This window comes from Rahnella sp. 2050, assembly GCF_040544515.1.
Classification (GTDB): domain Bacteria; phylum Pseudomonadota; class Gammaproteobacteria; order Enterobacterales; family Enterobacteriaceae; genus Rahnella; species Rahnella aceris.
Genome location: NZ_JBEPKE010000002.1, coordinates 378,840 through 394,067, shown reverse-complemented (window position 1 = coordinate 394,067; position 15,228 = coordinate 378,840). Strand labels below are relative to the sequence as shown.

Genomic DNA, 15,228 nt, shown 5'->3' with positions numbered 1-15,228 from the left:
TATTTCACTTACAGCGATGGGATCCTGGTACTTGCCTGATAAAAAATCGACTGAACCATAATTTTTTTCGATGGAAATAACATTAATCATATTCAAAACACTTCTAATATTTTTACTCAACAACGGCGAATGCACAAATATCGGCCACCATTTAATTAGCTTTTCTTAGAAACTATAAACTCCATTAATGGAACAGCCTCTCTATATACTTTTTTAATATATTTAGTAATATCTAACATAGGATAAGAAGAGGATGTTTTAAATAATCCTAAATTGGGATCGAGAAAAAAACATTCCGAAGCACTGTAGCGAAACGCCGCAACGGCATGATAGCCAACCTCACCCGGTACCTCAGAAAACCGGAAAGCAATGATCGCCCCGGTGAGAGGGTGAGCCTGACCAAAACTGTTTACCCCGTTAAATAACATGAAATCATTACGTGTTATCAGACGATACTGTAAACCGGGAACGCCAGTTATTCTTTCCTTTTCTGCCTGACGGAAATTTTTATAATTAACAAAGACCTGATGGCGTCCTGTCTGACGTTTCGGATCCTGCTGACTCTCCTTGCAGCTCCTCAGATAGCTCTCGTGCCGCCGGTATGAACGTTCAAGCAATAGCCTCAGCTTCGCAGTATCAGAGGGGATTAAGGCTTTCTTGTCAGGTGTCAGTGGCGTGGAGAACCAACCGGAAAGCCAGCCGGAAAACCAGCCCCCCCTTTGTTGTACCGGCCTTTCTTTTAATATATCGCCCAGCCACGTCAGGCATAACCCAATACAGCAGCCCTCAGATTTTTTCTCATCAATAAATGAATTATATGTTTTCCTGATAAGTACAACTGGAATCATATTTAATACCCTGCATTAGAATTTTAAGAAAGACGATATTATAGAAAATACTTTTCATTAGCCATACAGGTAAAGAGGATGCGAAGTACTTAAAACATTAATCTTTGCAGGATAAAAACAGATATTTCAAAATTATTAAGACGTTGCCGGAACAAGCAAAAAACGGAATATATTATTCAGTTGAATAGGTTAAAGAGCGAATAAATCGCTCATTAACCTTACGTCATTTAAACATCTTTGACTTTATACATCAGCCCGAGCGCCACCACCGCCAGCACAGTTGCTGCCCAGTAGACCGGATAATGGCCGAAGTTTTCCACGATAAAGCCCTGCAGCAACCCCGCGCAAATCACACCGGTGGAAATGCTGTTGGTGAATAGCGTAGTCGCTGAACCTGCCCTTCCCGGCATCAGATCCTGAAAATACAGCATGCCGATCCCCGCCACGATGCCGATGAAAATCGCATTGAACAGTTGCAGGATCATCAGCGCCGCCTTGAACTGAAACGCCACCAGTCCGGCATAGAAAATCACACCACTCGCCACGGCATACAGCATCAGCTTGCGTTTGCCGGTACGTTTCACCAGATACCCGGCCAGCAACATGGCAGGAATTTCCAGCCCGGCCGCCGTCCCCATCAGCAAGCCTGCCAGCCCTTCCGGCAGGCCCAAATCGCTGGTGATGTACAGCGGCATATCAATGACATACATGATATTGCAGGTCCACATCAGCAAAGAAGAAAAGAACAGCAGACGAACATCTTTGTTACGCCAGGCGCTGGCATGCACTACTTTTTCGTCCACTGGCAGTTCAAGGCGTGGTACTGAGGGCAGGAAAAACAGGATCATCAGTATGCTGCCGACAAACACCGCTGCCGCACTCAGGTACATTGGCGTAAAGCCGTAGTTCAACGCCACCATGAACGACAGCGGCGGGCCAAGCACCCAGGCCAGCGAGAGCATCGCACGCATCATCGAGCTGAACATCACCACTTCACTGGCGGAGCGATCCGCATGTTCCCGCGCCAGTGCAAAGAGCTGGGGCATCGACGCGTTACCTATCGCTGCCAGCAACACACCGACAGTGATCAGCACCAGATAATCGCGGCTGAAGGCAAAGACCAGACTGTTGCCGATCGCCATCAGGCAGCAGAACATCAGCAATTTCCGCCGGTCGCCTTTGTTATCGGAACGGTTAGCCAGCAGAAAGCTGATCGCGATCCCCGCGATGGCGTTAACGGTATAAAAGAAGCCGACCCACAGCGGACGGACCTTCACTTCGTTGGTCAGAAACAGACTCAGCGTCGGCGCCTGTAATGCACCCGCCACGCCGCACAGCAAGGAGACCACCAGAAAGGTGACATAAATACGATTAAAACGAGGTTTTGACATGACGTCGTCCCTGAGAAATGAATGCAGATAAAGCAAGACAGACAGTGTAGCGAAGTTTCAGTCGGTTCTGGAAAATGAGCATAAAAAAACCAGTGAGTTTCCTCACTGGCTGGTGACAATACACCATTACTCAGAAAATCGAATTTAGTCAGACCTGAAGTCACAGTCGCCGGCGGTATTGCTCGTCGTCCATCGTTTCCATATCCCACTGCGTGAGACGGGACAGAATATCCAGACGGTACTGCACCGGAACCCAGGACAGCCAGTCTGCATGATTTTTAGAGGCGTTTTTTTTGATGGCTTCAAAATAACGCTGATAGAAACGGGCGTTCAGACTGCGTTTCATGATGATCTCCGGTTGTTCACAACAGGCTTTCGTTGAGAAACAGTATCGGCGTAATATGAGGAAAGATAAATTGATGAAGATCGGCCACGGAGTTCCTCTTTTATGTCCTCATCCCGTTTGCAACAACAGTTCATCCGCTTATGGCAAAGCTGTCACGGTGAAGAAACTGAAACGACATTACAGGCACTGTCAGAAGTCCTGAACTGTTCACGCAGACACATGCGCTCGTTGCTCAGCACCATGCAGGGACAGGGCTGGCTGACGTGGGATGCAGAGGCCGGACGCGGCAAACGATCCACGCTGAAATTTCTTTATACCGGGCTGGCACTCCAGCAACAGCGCGCTGAAGAGCTGCTGGAACAGGACAGCATTGATCAGCTGGTACAACTGGTCGGCGACAAAACCCTGGTGCGCCAGATGCTGCTGTCCCAGCTCGGTCGCAGTTTCCGTCAGGGCAAACATATTCTGCGCGTACTGTATTATCGCCCGCTGATGAATCTGCTGCCCGGCACCATGTTGCGCCGTTCAGAAACCCACATTGCCAGACAAATCTTTAGCGGCCTGACACGCATAAATGAGGAAAATGGGGAAGCGGAAGGCGATTTAGCCCATCACTGGCAGGAAGTTTCGCCGCTGCACTGGCGGTTTTATCTGCGCCCCGCCATTCATTTTCATCATGGTCGCGAACTCGAGATGGCAGATATTATCGCCACGTTTATTCGCCTGAAAACGCATCCGCTGTTCAGCAACCTGAAATCAGTCACGACGCCCACGGCGAATGTCATAGATATCCACCTGAATGAACCCGACCGCTGGCTGCCGTGGTTGTTTGGCAATATCCACGCGATGATCCTGCCGCAGGAATGGCAGTCACTGCCTGATTTTGCCCGCCATCCGGTCGGCACCGGCCCTTACGCCGTGGTGCGTAATCTGAAAACACAGCTGCGCATCCGCGCCTTTGACGATTATTTTGGCTTCCGGGCACTGATCGACGAGGTGAATATCTGGGTATTACCGGAACTGAGTGAAGAGCTGGTGCATTCCGGCGTACAGCTTCAGGCCGATGAATCAGGCAAAAGCGAGCTGGAAAGTCGCCTTGAAGAAGGCTGCTATTTCCTGTTATTTGACCAGCGTTCGCCGGTCGGACAATCTGAAGAAACACGCCAGTGGTTGTGCGATTTACTCAATCCCATCGCCTTACTGAATAATGCCGAACCGATTTACCAGCGCTACTGGTCTCCGGCGTATGGCCTGCTGCCGCGATGGCATCACAAAGCGCCCCGGCCACGTCCGCCCAAACCGCAAAACCTGACGCAGGTAACGCTGACATTTTACGGCGAGCATTCCGAACATCAGGCGATCTGCAACGCCCTGCGCCCGTTGCTGGCGGAAGAAGGTATCGAACTGATTATTCAGATAGTGGATTACGCAGTCTGGCACCGCGGCGATGCCAAAAGTGATCTGTGGCTCGGCAGTGCCAACTTCACCCTGCCGCTGGAGTTTTCACTGTTCGCGCATTTCTACGAATTGCCGCTGGCAAAGCATTGCTTTAGCGAAGAGATGAACGACGATGCCGCCCTGTGGCACGCCGGGAATTTATCGATGGCGAAATGGAGCCAGAAACAGACGGTCAGCCATCAGATCCATCCCCTGTTCCATCACTGGCTGGTGCTACAGGGGCAACGCAGTATGCGCGGTGTGCGTATGAACACCCTCGGCTGGTTCGACTTTAAATCCGCCTGGTTTGCCCCACCGGACAGTTAATCGGACTATCGCATCGCGCCGTTAATCTCTAGAATGACATCCGTTCTCAACGGGGTGCCCGACTTGTTAAAGCTGCGATGTAAACGCCGTGAGCAAGTTTGGCTGAGATTTGAAACCCGTCGAACCTGATCCGGTTAATCCCGGCGGAGGGATTTGAGACTGCGCGATGCTTACTCAAAATCCTTTGCCCTTTCATTTTTTTGGAGCGCAAAGTTGAAAAAATTACTGTCCTGCCTGCTGTTACTTTCTGCACCTGCATTTGCGTCAAAACCTGTTTTGACGGTTTATACCTACGATTCTTTCTCTGCTGACTGGGGCCCCGGTCCCGCCATTAAAAAAGCCTTTGAAGCCCAATGCGGCTGCGAACTGAAATACGTGGCGCTGGAAGATGGCGTGTCTTTGCTCAACCGTCTGCGGATGGAAGGTAAAAACAGCAAAGCCGACATCGTGCTGGGGCTGGATAACAACCTGTTGCAGGCCGCTGAACAAACCGGTTTATTCGCCAAAGCACCGAAAACCAACGCCAGACTGACGGTGCCAGGCGGCTGGAATGACAGCACTTTCGTGCCTTACGATTACGGTTATTTCGCCTTCGTCTACGACAAAAATAAACTGAAGAATCCGCCAAAAAGCCTCGATGAGCTGATCAACAGCGACCAGAAATGGAAAGTGATTTATGAAGATCCACGCACCAGTACACCGGGTCTGGGCCTGATGCTGTGGATGCAAAAAGTCTACGGCGATAAAGCGCCGCAAGCGTGGGAAAAACTGGCGAAGAAAACTGTCACCGTCACTAAAGGCTGGAGCGAGGCTTACGGTTTATTCCTCAAAGGTGAAAGCGACCTGGTGCTGAGCTACACCACCTCTCCGGCATACCATATTGTCGAAGAGAAGAAAGATAACTACGCCGCAGCCGATTTTACCGAAGGGCATTACATGCAGGTCGAAGTGGCGGGCCAGCTGGCAAACAGCAAGCAACCGAAACTTGCTGAACAGTTCATGAAGTTCGTCACCACGGAAGATTTCCAGAAAGTGATCCCGACCGGCAACTGGATGTATCCGGTGGTGAATACCCCGCTGCCTGACGCTTTTAAACAACTGACGATTCCGGCCAAATCTCTGCAATACAGCGCACAGGATGTCGCTACTCATCGTTCACAATGGATCCAGGCATGGCAGAACGCCGTCAGCCATTGATCCCTCGCTGGCTGTTGCCGGGCGTCATCGCGTCACTGGCTATGTTGCTGGTGGCAGTACTGGCCTTAGGCTCTCTGTGGCGTCATGCGCCACAGATAAGCGGCGCATCGCTCTGGCACGATCCTTATCTCTGGCATGTGATCTGCTTTACTTTCTGGCAGGCGCTGCTTTCAGCGCTTTGCTCGGTGCTGCCCGCAATTTTGCTGGCACGCACCTTGTTCCGCCGCCGTTTCCCCGGCCGTCAGCTGTTATTACGTTTATGTGCGATGACGCTGGTCTTGCCGGTTTTGGTGGCGGTGTTTGGCATTCTCAGTGTCTACGGAAGACAGGGCTGGCTGGCGCAAATTTGCGGCTGGCTGGGCATGGATTACCGTTTCTCGCCGTATGGTTTACAGGGCATTTTGCTGGCGCACGTCTTTTTCAATCTGCCGCTGGCAGCGCGGCTCTTAGTGCAGGCACTGGAAAATATCGCCGTTGAGCAGCGCCAGCTCGCCGCACAACTCGGCATGAATATCTGGCAGCAATTCCGCTTTGTGGAATGGCCTGCCATTCGCCGGCAGATATTCCCCGCCGCCGCCTTAATCTTTATGCTGTGTTTCGCCAGCTTCGCCACGGTGCTTTCACTGGGTGGCGGTCCGCAGGCAACGACCATTGAACTCGCCATTTATCAGGCGCTAAGTTACGACTACGATTTAAGCCGCGCCGCCACGCTGGCCCTGATCCAGCTGTTTTGTTGCCTGGCGCTGGTGTTGCTCAGTCAGAAACTCAGTCAGGCGTTGCCGGTGGGCCAAACGCATTCTCAGCGCTGGCGTAATCCTGATGATTCCTGGCTGCGGCGCATCGCCGATGCCGTACTGATTGGCCTGGCGTTGTTGCTGATCCTGCCGCCGTTACTCGCCGTCATTACCGATGGCATAAACCGGGCAGCGGTCGGTGTTTTGCAACAACCCGCGCTCTGGCAGGCATTATGGACATCCGTGCGTATCGCGCTCGGCAGCGGATTATTGTGTGTGCTGCTGACCATGATGCTGCTGTGGAGCAGCCGCGAACTGCGGTTACGCAAGAGAAATAGCTGGGCGCAGGCGATGGATCTGAGCGGCATGCTGATCCTCGCGATGCCGGGTATTGTGCTGGCGACCGGTTTCTTCCTGTTGCTCGGCGATACCACCGGTTTACCACAATCGCCGTGGCCGCTGGTGATCCTCACGAATGCGCTGATGGCCGTACCTTATGCATTAAAAGTGCTGGATAACCCGATGCGCGACGTGGCAGAACGCTACACGCTGCTGTGTCTTTCGCTGGATATGCATGGCTGGCAGCGGCTGCGCCGGGTTGAACTCAGCGCACTGAAACGCCCGATTGCACAGGCACTGGCTTTCGCCTGTGTACTTTCGCTGGGGGATTTCGGTGTGATTGCCTTGTTCGGCAACGAGAATTTCCGCACCCTGCCGTTTTATCTGTATCAGCAGATTGGTTCCTACCGCAGCCAGGACGGCGCGGTGACGGCGCTGTTATTACTGCTGCTATGCTTCCTGTTATTCACCCTGATTGAGAAACTGCCGGGCCGCCATGCTGACGCTGAATAAACTGACGTATTTGTACGAACATCTGCCGATGCGCTTCGATTTACAGATCGACGCCGGTGAACGTGTGGCAATCCTCGGCCCGAGCGGCGCCGGGAAAAGTACCCTGCTGAGTCTGGTCGCCGGTTTTCTGGCACCGGTCAGCGGGCAGATCCTGCTCAACGGCGCAGATCACAGCGTGACGCCACCGGCAAAACGTCCGGTGTCGATGTTGTTTCAGGAAAATAATCTGTTCTCGCATCTGACGGTGCGTCAGAACATGGGGCTGGGATTGCATCCGGGGCTGAAACTTACCGCGCAGCAGAAGCAGGAACTGGAAGAAATTGCCCGACAGGTCGGGCTGACTGAATGTCTGGACCGGCTGCCATCGCAACTTTCCGGTGGCCAGCGTCAGCGTGTCGCGCTCGCCCGTTGCCTGCTGCGCAGTCAGCCGGTTTTATTGCTCGATGAGCCCTTTTCAGCACTCGATCCGGCACTGCGCAGTGAGATGCTGACGTTGCTGGATAAGGTATGTGAGCAACGCCATCTCACGCTGCTGATGGTGTCGCACAATCTGGATGATGCGGCACGGATCGCGCCGCGCACGTTGCTGATCGTCGATGGCCGGATTTTTTACGACGGGCCGACGCAGGCACTGACCGACGGCAGTGCGCCGCAGGCCAGCGTGTTGGGGATAATGCCGGGGATCAGCGGGTGATCACTTGCCACAGCAAATGACCATAAACCGGCATCATCGGCTGTTCGCTTAACATCACCAGACTCACTGCGGTTGCGACCAGACTTAGCACACAGACGATGCGCAGACGCGCTAAGGGCAACCATTTTGTCATCGCATCAGGTGAAGCTTTGCCCGAACGGAACCAGCGCCACAGCAACCAGGCACTCAGCCAGATCAGCACCACGGCGGCAAACAGCATCCATTTGAAGACCGAGCTGTTGTGACTGGCCGGAATATCAATGGCCACGCCCGCCAGAATGCCCGGCAGGAAATACACCGGTGGCCAGGTGATGCAGCCAATAATATTCGGCGGTGCAAATTTGTAAGGCGGAAGGTTCAGCATACCGGCAACCATCGGCACCAGCGGGCGTGTTGGTCCGATGAAACGCCCGATAATCACCGTCGCAAAACTATGGCGATCCAGCGCATAACCGGTTTTATCCAGTAATAACTGGTAACGTTTGAGGAAGCGCCAGCGATGCAGCGGCTCCTTGAAACCGCGGCCAATGAAATACGAGGCCCAGTCGCCGAAGAAACATCCCAGCCCCGCCGCCAGCCAGGCTTCGTACAACCCCACCTGACCGCTGCCGATCAACGTCCCGAGCGTCGCCATCATGACGGTACCCGGCAGGATCAGGCCCACCAGCGCCAGCGACTCGAAGAAAGCCACCACCGCGACGATAATTAATGCCAAGCCCACCGACTGAGCGACCAGATGTTGTAGATAGGCTTCCATATCTTCCCAGAATTCAGTTGCGCCAATTGCGCAGATAAATGAGACAAGTGTGAGTTTTCTGCATTCTCATTGTAGTAAATACATCAATCGGCTGAATTGTCAGCGCATGAACTATCACAGTCAACCGGGTAATTGTATGCGTATTTGGCAGAAACCTGAGCCATAGACAAAGACTGTATAAATAACCATACTCTGTTCTGATTCCTTATCTGTTCATCTTTACCGTTCCGAGGCGCTTATCACTTCCACCTTTGTCCGTCCCGCTTCTGCTGCCACTGACACCCCGCCGCGTCAGGGATTTGTGCTGACCCGCCACTGGCGCGACGCGCCGCGCGGTACCGAGGTGGAATTGTGGCTGGCGACCGACGAAGGTCCGCAGAAAGTGCGCCTGCCTTTACAGGAATCGGTGGCGTTTATTCCGGCCGAACAACGCGCGGCGGCGGAGCGCATTCTCATTGATGAAAAAAATATCAGTCTGCGTCCGTTGCCGTTGCAGGATTTCCATTCCCGCGCCGTTCTTGGGCTTTACTGCCCGCAACACCGGCAGTTAATGCGGATTGAAAAATTGCTGAAAGAAAATGGCGTCAGTGTTTTCGAAGCGGATATCCGCCCGCCGGAACGCTTCCTGATGGAACGCTATATCACCGCACCGGTGTGGTTCAGCGGTAAACCGGGGCCGGACAAGCTGCTGATGGACACCAAAATGAAACCGGCGGAGGACTACCGCCCGCCGCTGAAACTGTGTTCTCTGGATATCGAAACCAGCGGCAACGGCGAGTTGTACTGCATCGGGCTGGAAGGCTGCGGGCAGCGCCACGTGTATATGCTCGGCCCGCCGAACGGCGATCCTAATGCTCAATTTGATTTCAACATGGTTTACGTCGACAGCCGCCCGCAGTTGCTGGAAAAACTCAATGAGTGGCTGGAAATCTATGATCCCGACGCCATTATCGGCTGGAGCGTAGTGCAGTTTGACCTGCGGGTTTTACAAAAACACGCTGACCGCTACAAAATCCCGCTGAAATTCGGGCGCGGCGGCGGTGAACTGGAATGGCGTGAACACGGTTTCAAACAGGGGCACTTTTTTGCTGCCGCTGCGGGTCGTCTGATCATCGACGGCATTGAAGCACTGAAATCGGCGTTCTGGAACTTCAACTCGTTCAGCCTGGAATTCGTCTCGCAAAGTTTATTAGGCGAAGGCAAAGCCAGCGATAATCCTTATCAGCGGCTGGCCGAAATCGAACAACGTTTTCGGGAAGATAAACCGGCGCTGGCACGCTATAACCTGAAAGACTGCGAACTGGTGACGCGTATTTTTGCCAAAACTGAACTGATGCCGTTTTTGCTGGAACGCGCCTCGGTCACCGGTCTGGCCGTGGATCGCAGCGGCGGTTCAGTGGCGGCCTTTACCCATCTTTATTTACCGCGCATGCACCGCGCCGGTTACGTCGCGCCCAATATGGGCGAATTGCAGGGCGAAATGAGCCCGGGTGGCTTTGTGATGGATTCGCGCCCCGGCCTGTATGATTCGGTGCTGGTGCTCGATTATAAAAGCCTGTACCCGTCGATTATCCGCACCTTTCTGATTGACCCGGTCGGGCTGGTCGCCGGACTGCAACAACCGGATGACGAACATTCCGTGCCCGGCTACCGTAACGCCCGTTTCTCGCGGGAAAAACATTGTCTGCCGGAAATTGTCCGCCAGATCTGGATGGGACGCGAAGACGCTAAAAAGCAAAAAAACAAACCGCTGTCTCAGGCACTGAAAATCATCATGAACGCCTTTTATGGCGTGCTCGGCTCCAGCGGCTGCCGCTTCTTTGATCCGCGCCTTGCGTCCTCCATTACCCTGCGCGGGCACGACATCATGCGCCAGACCCGCGAGCTGATTGAAGCCGAAGGCTTTCAGGTGATTTACGGCGACACCGATTCTACCTTTGTCTGGCTGAACAAAGCCCATTCGCAGGAAGAGGCCGACGCGATTGGCCGCCGTCTGGTTGAACAGGTGAATGCGTGGTGGAAAGGCCATCTGCAACAGGAATACGGGCTGGAAAGCGCCCTGGAACTGGAATTCGAAACGCATTATCAGCGTTTCCTGATGCCGACCATTCGCGGCTCGGAAACCGGCAGCAAAAAGCGTTATGCCGGTCTGGTGAAAGACGCCGACGGCGAGCACATCGTGTATAAAGGGCTGGAAACGGTGCGCACCGACTGGACACCGCTGGCGCAGGAGTTTCAGCAGGCGCTGTATGAGCGGGTGTTTCACCGCCAGCCGTATCAGGATTACGTGCGCGATTACGTGGCGCGCACGCTCAGCGGCGAGTTTGATGACAAACTGGTGTACCGCAAACGCCTGCGCCGCAAGCTGAGCGATTATGAGAAAAACGTCCCGCCGCATGTCCGCGCGGCGCGGCTGGCGGATGACTATAATGTGCTGCACGGTCGCGCCAAACAGTATCAGAATGGCGGCTGGATCAGCTACGTGATGACCACGTCCGGCCCTGAACCGCTGGAAAACCGTCAGTCGCCCATCGACTACGACCATTATATCGAGCGTCAGCTGGAGCCGGTCGCCGATGGCATTTTACCTTTCCTTCACGACGATTTTGCTACACTCATTACAGGGCAGATGGGATTATTCTGAGCAAAAAACGGGGCACTTTGGGATTCACAGGTGACGAAACGCTTACCTTCCATTACCATAGCGCCCTTTCCCATTTCTGAATCATCCTCACACAGTGAACAACTCCGCGCCATCTGGCGGGGAAAGAAAACTATTGCCCGTGAAACATCGCGGGCTGAGCAAGCATTGCGCAGTCGCCGTATACAGAGCACACAACACAGAGAGAGATTATGCCGTTTACATTGGGTCAACGCTGGATAAGCGATACGGAAAGCGAATTAGGATTAGGAACCGTAGTCGCGCTGGATGTGCGCATGGTCACCCTGCTTTTCCCCGCCACCGGTGAAAACCGTTTGTATGCCCGAAATGATTCCCCGATCACCCGCGTGATGTTCAACCCCGGTGATACCATCAGCTGTCACGAAGGCTGGCAGTTGCAGGTCGAAGAAGTTGTTGAAGACAAAGGTCTGTTGACCTATATCGGCACCCGTCTGGACACAGAAGAAACCGGCGTTGCCATGCGCGAAGTGCTGCTCGACAGCAAACTGACCTTCAGCAAACCGCAGGATCGTCTGTTCGCCGGTCAGATTGACCGTATGGACCGTTTTGCCCTGCGTTTCCGCGCCCGTAAATATCAGCGTGAACAGTTCCGTCTGGAATTCGGCGGTCTGCGCGGTATGCGTGCCAGCCTGATCCCACATCAGTTGCACATCGCTTATGAAGTCGGTCAGCGCCATGCGCCGCGCGTTTTACTCGCCGATGAAGTGGGTCTGGGCAAAACTATCGAAGCGGGCATGATTATTCATCAGCAACTGTTGTCCGGCCGTGCCGAACGCATACTGATCGTGGTGCCAGAAACCCTGCAACACCAGTGGCTGGTAGAAATGCTGCGCCGCTTCAATCTGCGCTTCTCTTTGTTTGACGACGATCGCTACGCTGAATCCATCCACGAAGCAACGAACCCGTTTGAAACTGAACAACTGGTGATCTGTTCCCTTGATTTCGTGCGCCGCAATAAATCCCGTCTTGAGCAGTTATCCGATGCGGCCTGGGATATGCTGGTGGTCGACGAGGCCCACCATCTGGTGTGGAGCGAAGACGCGCCGAGCCGCGAATATCAGGTTATCGAACAGCTTTCCCAGCAAATCCCGAGTGTTCTGCTGCTGACCGCTACGCCGGAGCAACTGGGCCAGGAAAGCCACTTTGCGCGTCTGCGTCTGCTGGATCCGGACCGTTTCCACGATTACGAAGAATTCATCGAAGAACAACAGCAATATCAGCCGGTGGCTGATGCCGTGACGCTGTTACTCAACAAAGAACCGCTGACGCCGGAAGCGCTGGCGTTGCTGGGTGAAAGTGTCGGCAATGCCGATACCGATGCCCTGCTGACCGCCGCCAATAAAGGCGACGAAGCCGCAGCGAAACAGCTGGTTTCCATGCTGATGGACCGTCACGGTACCAGCCGCGTACTCTTCCGTAACACCCGTAATGGCGTGAAAGGTTTCCCTGAACGTCATCTGCATGCAGTGAAACTGCCGCTGCCGACGCAGTATCAGACCGCGATAAAAGTCTTGGGCATTATGGGCGCGAAGAAAACCGCCGAAGCCCGTGCGCACGACATGCTGTATCCGGAACAGATTTATCAGGAATTTGAAGGCGAGAACGCCACCTGGTGGAACTTTGATCCGCGCGTCGAATGGCTGCTCGGTTATCTGACCGCCAACCGCGACGAAAAAGTACTGGTGATCTGCGCTAAAGCCGCCACTGCATTGCAACTGGAACAGGTTCTGCGGGAGCGTGAAGCGATCCGTGCTGCTGTGTTCCACGAAGGTTTGTCGATCATCGAACGTGACCGCGCCGCCGCTTACTTTGCTTCCCAGGAAGAAGGCGCGCAGGTTCTGCTGTGTTCTGAAATCGGCTCCGAAGGCCGTAACTTCCAGTTTGCCAGCAAGATGGTGATGTTCGACCTGCCGTTCAACCCGGATCTGCTGGAACAGCGTATCGGGCGTCTGGATCGTATCGGCCAGCAAAACAATATCGACATCATGGTGCCATACCTCGAGCAGACCGCGCAGTCGGTACTGGTTCGCTGGTTCCATGAAGGTCTGGACGCATTCGAACATACCTGTCCGACTGGCCGCACCATTTACGACAGCGCTTATGAGCAACTGATTGCGTTCCTGGCGGCACCTGCCGCGCAGGAAGGTCTGGACGAGTTCATTCTTACATGTCGCGCCGAACATGACGCGCTGAAAGAGAAGCTGGAAAATGGCCGTGACCGCCTGCTGGAGATGCATTCCAACGGTGGCGAACGTGCTCAACAACTGGCGAAGGAAATCGGCGAGCAGGATAACGACGTTAACCTGGTCAACTTTGCGCTGAACCTGTTCGATATCGTCGGCATCAATCAGGAAGATCGCAGCGATAACCTGATCGTCCTGACACCGTCTGATCACATGCTGGTGCCGGATTTCCCGGGTCTGCCGGAAGACGGTTGCACCGTGACCTTCGATCGTGAACAGGCGCTCTCGCGTGAAGATGCACAGTTTATCAGCTGGGAACATCCGATCGTGCGTAACGGTCTGGATCTGATCCTTTCCGGTGATACCGGCAGTTGTGCGGTATCGATCCTGAAAAACAAAGCGCTGCCGGTCGGTACCTTGCTGGCGGAACTGGTTTACGTGGTGGAATGTCAGGCGCCGAAGCATCTGCAACTGACCCGTTTCCTGCCACCGACACCGGTGCGTATGCTGATGGATCGTAAAGGCACCAATCTGGCGGCTCAGGTTGAATTTGAGAGTTTTAACCGTCAGCTGAATGCCATCAACCGTCACAACTCCAGTAAACTGGTGAATGCCGTGCAGCAGGATGTTCACGCCATGCTGCAACAGGCAGAAGCGGAAATTGCCGATCAGGCGCGCGCCCTGATTGAAGCAGCGAAAGTGGAAGCTGACGAGCAACTGACCAAAGAACTGGATCGTCTGAAAGCGCTGAAAGAAGTGAACCCGAACATTCGCGATGACGAACTGGAATCGGTAGACTCTAACCGTAAGCAGGTGCTGGCGAATCTGAACGATGCCAGCTGGCGTCTGGATGCGATCCGCCTGGTGGTGGTCAGCCATCAGTAAGCCCGACGGGATGCAGCCGGTCTGCATCCCTTATTTATTTCAACCTGAATGCAGACTGAAACCGCTATGAGCGAACATCAACCGACTATCCCTGAACCGTCGAAAACCCGGCCGCTGGAGAATTACAATCCGCCGACCGATCCCTGGTTACAGGTGATTTTTCAGGATGAACACATCATGGTGGTCAATAAGCCGAGCGGGCTGCTTTCCGTGCCGGGCAAGCTGGCCGAGCATCAGGACAGCCTGATGACGCGTATTCAGCAGGAATTTCCTGAGGCTGAGTCCGTCCATCGTCTGGATATGTCCACCAGCGGCGTGATCGTGGTGGCGCTGACCAAAGACGCTGAGCGTGAACTTAAACGCCAGTTCCGCGAACGCGAAACCAAGAAAGTGTATATCGCGCGGGTCTGGGGACGGGTTGAAGAAGATTACGGCATTATCGATTTGCCGCTGATTTGCGATTATCCTAACCGGCCGAAACAGAAGGTCTGTCACGAGACCGGCAAGAAAGCGCTGACGCAGTATGAAGTGATGTCATGGGATGATGACGGCACAACGCGGGTGAAACTGCGGCCGATCACCGGACGTTCGCACCAGTTGCGCGTGCACCTTCTGGCGCTCGGGCATCCGATTCTGGGCGATAAATTCTATGCCCATCCGCAGGCGCTGGCAGCGGCCGGTCGTTTGCAACTGCACGCACAGGAATTATCGTTTTATCATCCGATAACCGATGCGCCGCTGGTATTTAACTGCGAGCCGGATTTTTAACCATTCAAATAATACATTTTTCTTCAATCACTATTAAGTAATATGTATTACATTACCATCGTGTTGTTTTATCAGAATTTACCTTGCCAAAAAATATAATATCGGCTTCCTCACCTATTCCCTTCC

Annotated in this window: 11 protein-coding genes and 1 riboswitch; of the genes, 7 read left to right on the top strand and 4 right to left on the bottom strand. The window is 53.8% G+C overall.

What is annotated here, in order from left to right; translation table 11 throughout:
* Positions 1-155: 155 nt before the first annotated feature.
* From ABIC79_RS09005 to sgrT, 3 genes are all read right to left on the bottom strand, one after another.
* The gene (locus ABIC79_RS09005) at positions 156-848 is read right to left on the bottom strand and encodes a hypothetical protein (protein WP_013577028.1); all 693 of its coding nucleotides are present in this window, start codon (positions 846-848) and stop codon (positions 156-158) included.
* Between the two features lie 227 nt (positions 849-1,075).
* Complete coding sequence (locus ABIC79_RS09000; protein WP_037033441.1) at positions 1,076-2,239, bottom strand: MFS transporter; 1,164 nt, start codon at positions 2,237-2,239, stop codon at positions 1,076-1,078.
* Positions 2,240-2,399: 160 nt separating this feature from the next.
* Positions 2,400-2,585, bottom strand: a complete 186-nt coding sequence (gene sgrT, locus ABIC79_RS08995; protein WP_037033442.1) for a glucose uptake inhibitor SgrT — start codon at positions 2,583-2,585, stop codon at positions 2,400-2,402.
* A 102-nt stretch (positions 2,586-2,687) separates the two neighbouring features.
* On the opposite strand from sgrT, the gene sgrR reads away from it, so the two are divergent.
* The 4 genes from sgrR to thiQ all read left to right on the top strand — a co-directional run bounded on the left by sgrR (position 2,688) and on the right by thiQ (position 7,826).
* The gene (gene sgrR / locus ABIC79_RS08990) at positions 2,688-4,349 is read left to right on the top strand and encodes an HTH-type transcriptional regulator SgrR (protein WP_112197245.1); all 1,662 of its coding nucleotides are present in this window, start codon (positions 2,688-2,690) and stop codon (positions 4,347-4,349) included.
* 40 nt (positions 4,350-4,389) lie between these two features.
* A riboswitch (TPP riboswitch) is annotated at positions 4,390-4,519 on the top strand.
* A 43-nt stretch (positions 4,520-4,562) separates the two neighbouring features.
* Positions 4,563-5,546: a thiamine ABC transporter substrate binding subunit gene (thiB, locus tag ABIC79_RS08985; RefSeq protein ID WP_013577032.1), complete on the top strand. Its 984-nt coding sequence runs from the start codon at positions 4,563-4,565 to the stop codon at positions 5,544-5,546.
* Entirely contained in the window at positions 5,522-7,132 is a 1,611-nt protein-coding gene (thiP, locus tag ABIC79_RS08980) for a thiamine/thiamine pyrophosphate ABC transporter permease ThiP (protein ID WP_015690472.1), read from the top strand. Before thiB ends, thiP begins: the two co-directional genes overlap by 25 nt.
* Positions 7,116-7,826 (top strand): thiamine ABC transporter ATP-binding protein ThiQ, encoded by a 711-nt coding sequence (gene thiQ / locus ABIC79_RS08975; protein ID WP_013577034.1) that lies wholly within the window; start codon positions 7,116-7,118, stop codon positions 7,824-7,826. The genes thiP and thiQ overlap by 17 nt, the downstream gene beginning before the upstream one ends.
* On the opposite strand, the gene ABIC79_RS08970 is transcribed toward thiQ, so the two are convergent.
* Positions 7,816-8,583: a DedA family protein gene (locus ABIC79_RS08970; RefSeq protein ID WP_112150996.1), complete on the bottom strand. Its 768-nt coding sequence runs from the start codon at positions 8,581-8,583 to the stop codon at positions 7,816-7,818. The two genes, thiQ and ABIC79_RS08970, sit on opposite strands and share 11 nt — an antisense overlap.
* Before the next feature lie 238 nt (positions 8,584-8,821).
* Between ABIC79_RS08970 and ABIC79_RS08965 the strand changes: the two genes are divergently transcribed.
* From ABIC79_RS08965 to rluA, 3 genes are all read left to right on the top strand, one after another.
* Complete coding sequence (locus ABIC79_RS08965; protein WP_277351353.1) at positions 8,822-11,227, top strand: DNA polymerase II; 2,406 nt, start codon at positions 8,822-8,824, stop codon at positions 11,225-11,227.
* A gap of 209 nt (positions 11,228-11,436) precedes the next feature.
* Positions 11,437-14,334: an RNA polymerase-associated protein RapA gene (rapA, locus tag ABIC79_RS08960; RefSeq protein ID WP_354566845.1), complete on the top strand. Its 2,898-nt coding sequence runs from the start codon at positions 11,437-11,439 to the stop codon at positions 14,332-14,334.
* Between the two features lie 66 nt (positions 14,335-14,400).
* On the top strand, positions 14,401-15,102 hold the full coding sequence (rluA, locus tag ABIC79_RS08955) for a bifunctional tRNA pseudouridine(32) synthase/23S rRNA pseudouridine(746) synthase RluA (protein WP_015690474.1): 702 nt from the start codon (positions 14,401-14,403) through the stop codon (positions 15,100-15,102).
* The last annotated feature ends 126 nt before the right edge of the window (positions 15,103-15,228 follow it).

What these genes read in the sequence shown, in the direction of transcription:
- rluA (WP_015690474.1), top strand. Translation starts at nt 14,401, where the DNA reads ATGAGCGAACATCAACCGACTATCCCTGAACCGTCGAAAACCCGGCCG.
- thiP (WP_015690472.1), top strand. Translation starts at nt 5,522, where the DNA reads ATGGCAGAACGCCGTCAGCCATTGATCCCTCGCTGGCTGTTGCCGGGC.
- ABIC79_RS09000 (WP_037033441.1), bottom strand. Translation starts at nt 2,239, where the DNA reads ATGTCAAAACCTCGTTTTAATCGTATTTATGTCACCTTTCTGGTGGTC.
- sgrT (WP_037033442.1), bottom strand. Translation starts at nt 2,585, where the DNA reads ATGAAACGCAGTCTGAACGCCCGTTTCTATCAGCGTTATTTTGAAGCC.
- ABIC79_RS09005 (WP_013577028.1), bottom strand. Translation starts at nt 848, where the DNA reads ATGATTCCAGTTGTACTTATCAGGAAAACATATAATTCATTTATTGAT.
- ABIC79_RS08970 (WP_112150996.1), bottom strand. Translation starts at nt 8,583, where the DNA reads ATGGAAGCCTATCTACAACATCTGGTCGCTCAGTCGGTGGGCTTGGCA.
- thiQ (WP_013577034.1), top strand. Translation starts at nt 7,116, where the DNA reads ATGCTGACGCTGAATAAACTGACGTATTTGTACGAACATCTGCCGATG.
- sgrR (WP_112197245.1), top strand. Translation starts at nt 2,688, where the DNA reads ATGTCCTCATCCCGTTTGCAACAACAGTTCATCCGCTTATGGCAAAGC.
- rapA (WP_354566845.1), top strand. Translation starts at nt 11,437, where the DNA reads ATGCCGTTTACATTGGGTCAACGCTGGATAAGCGATACGGAAAGCGAA.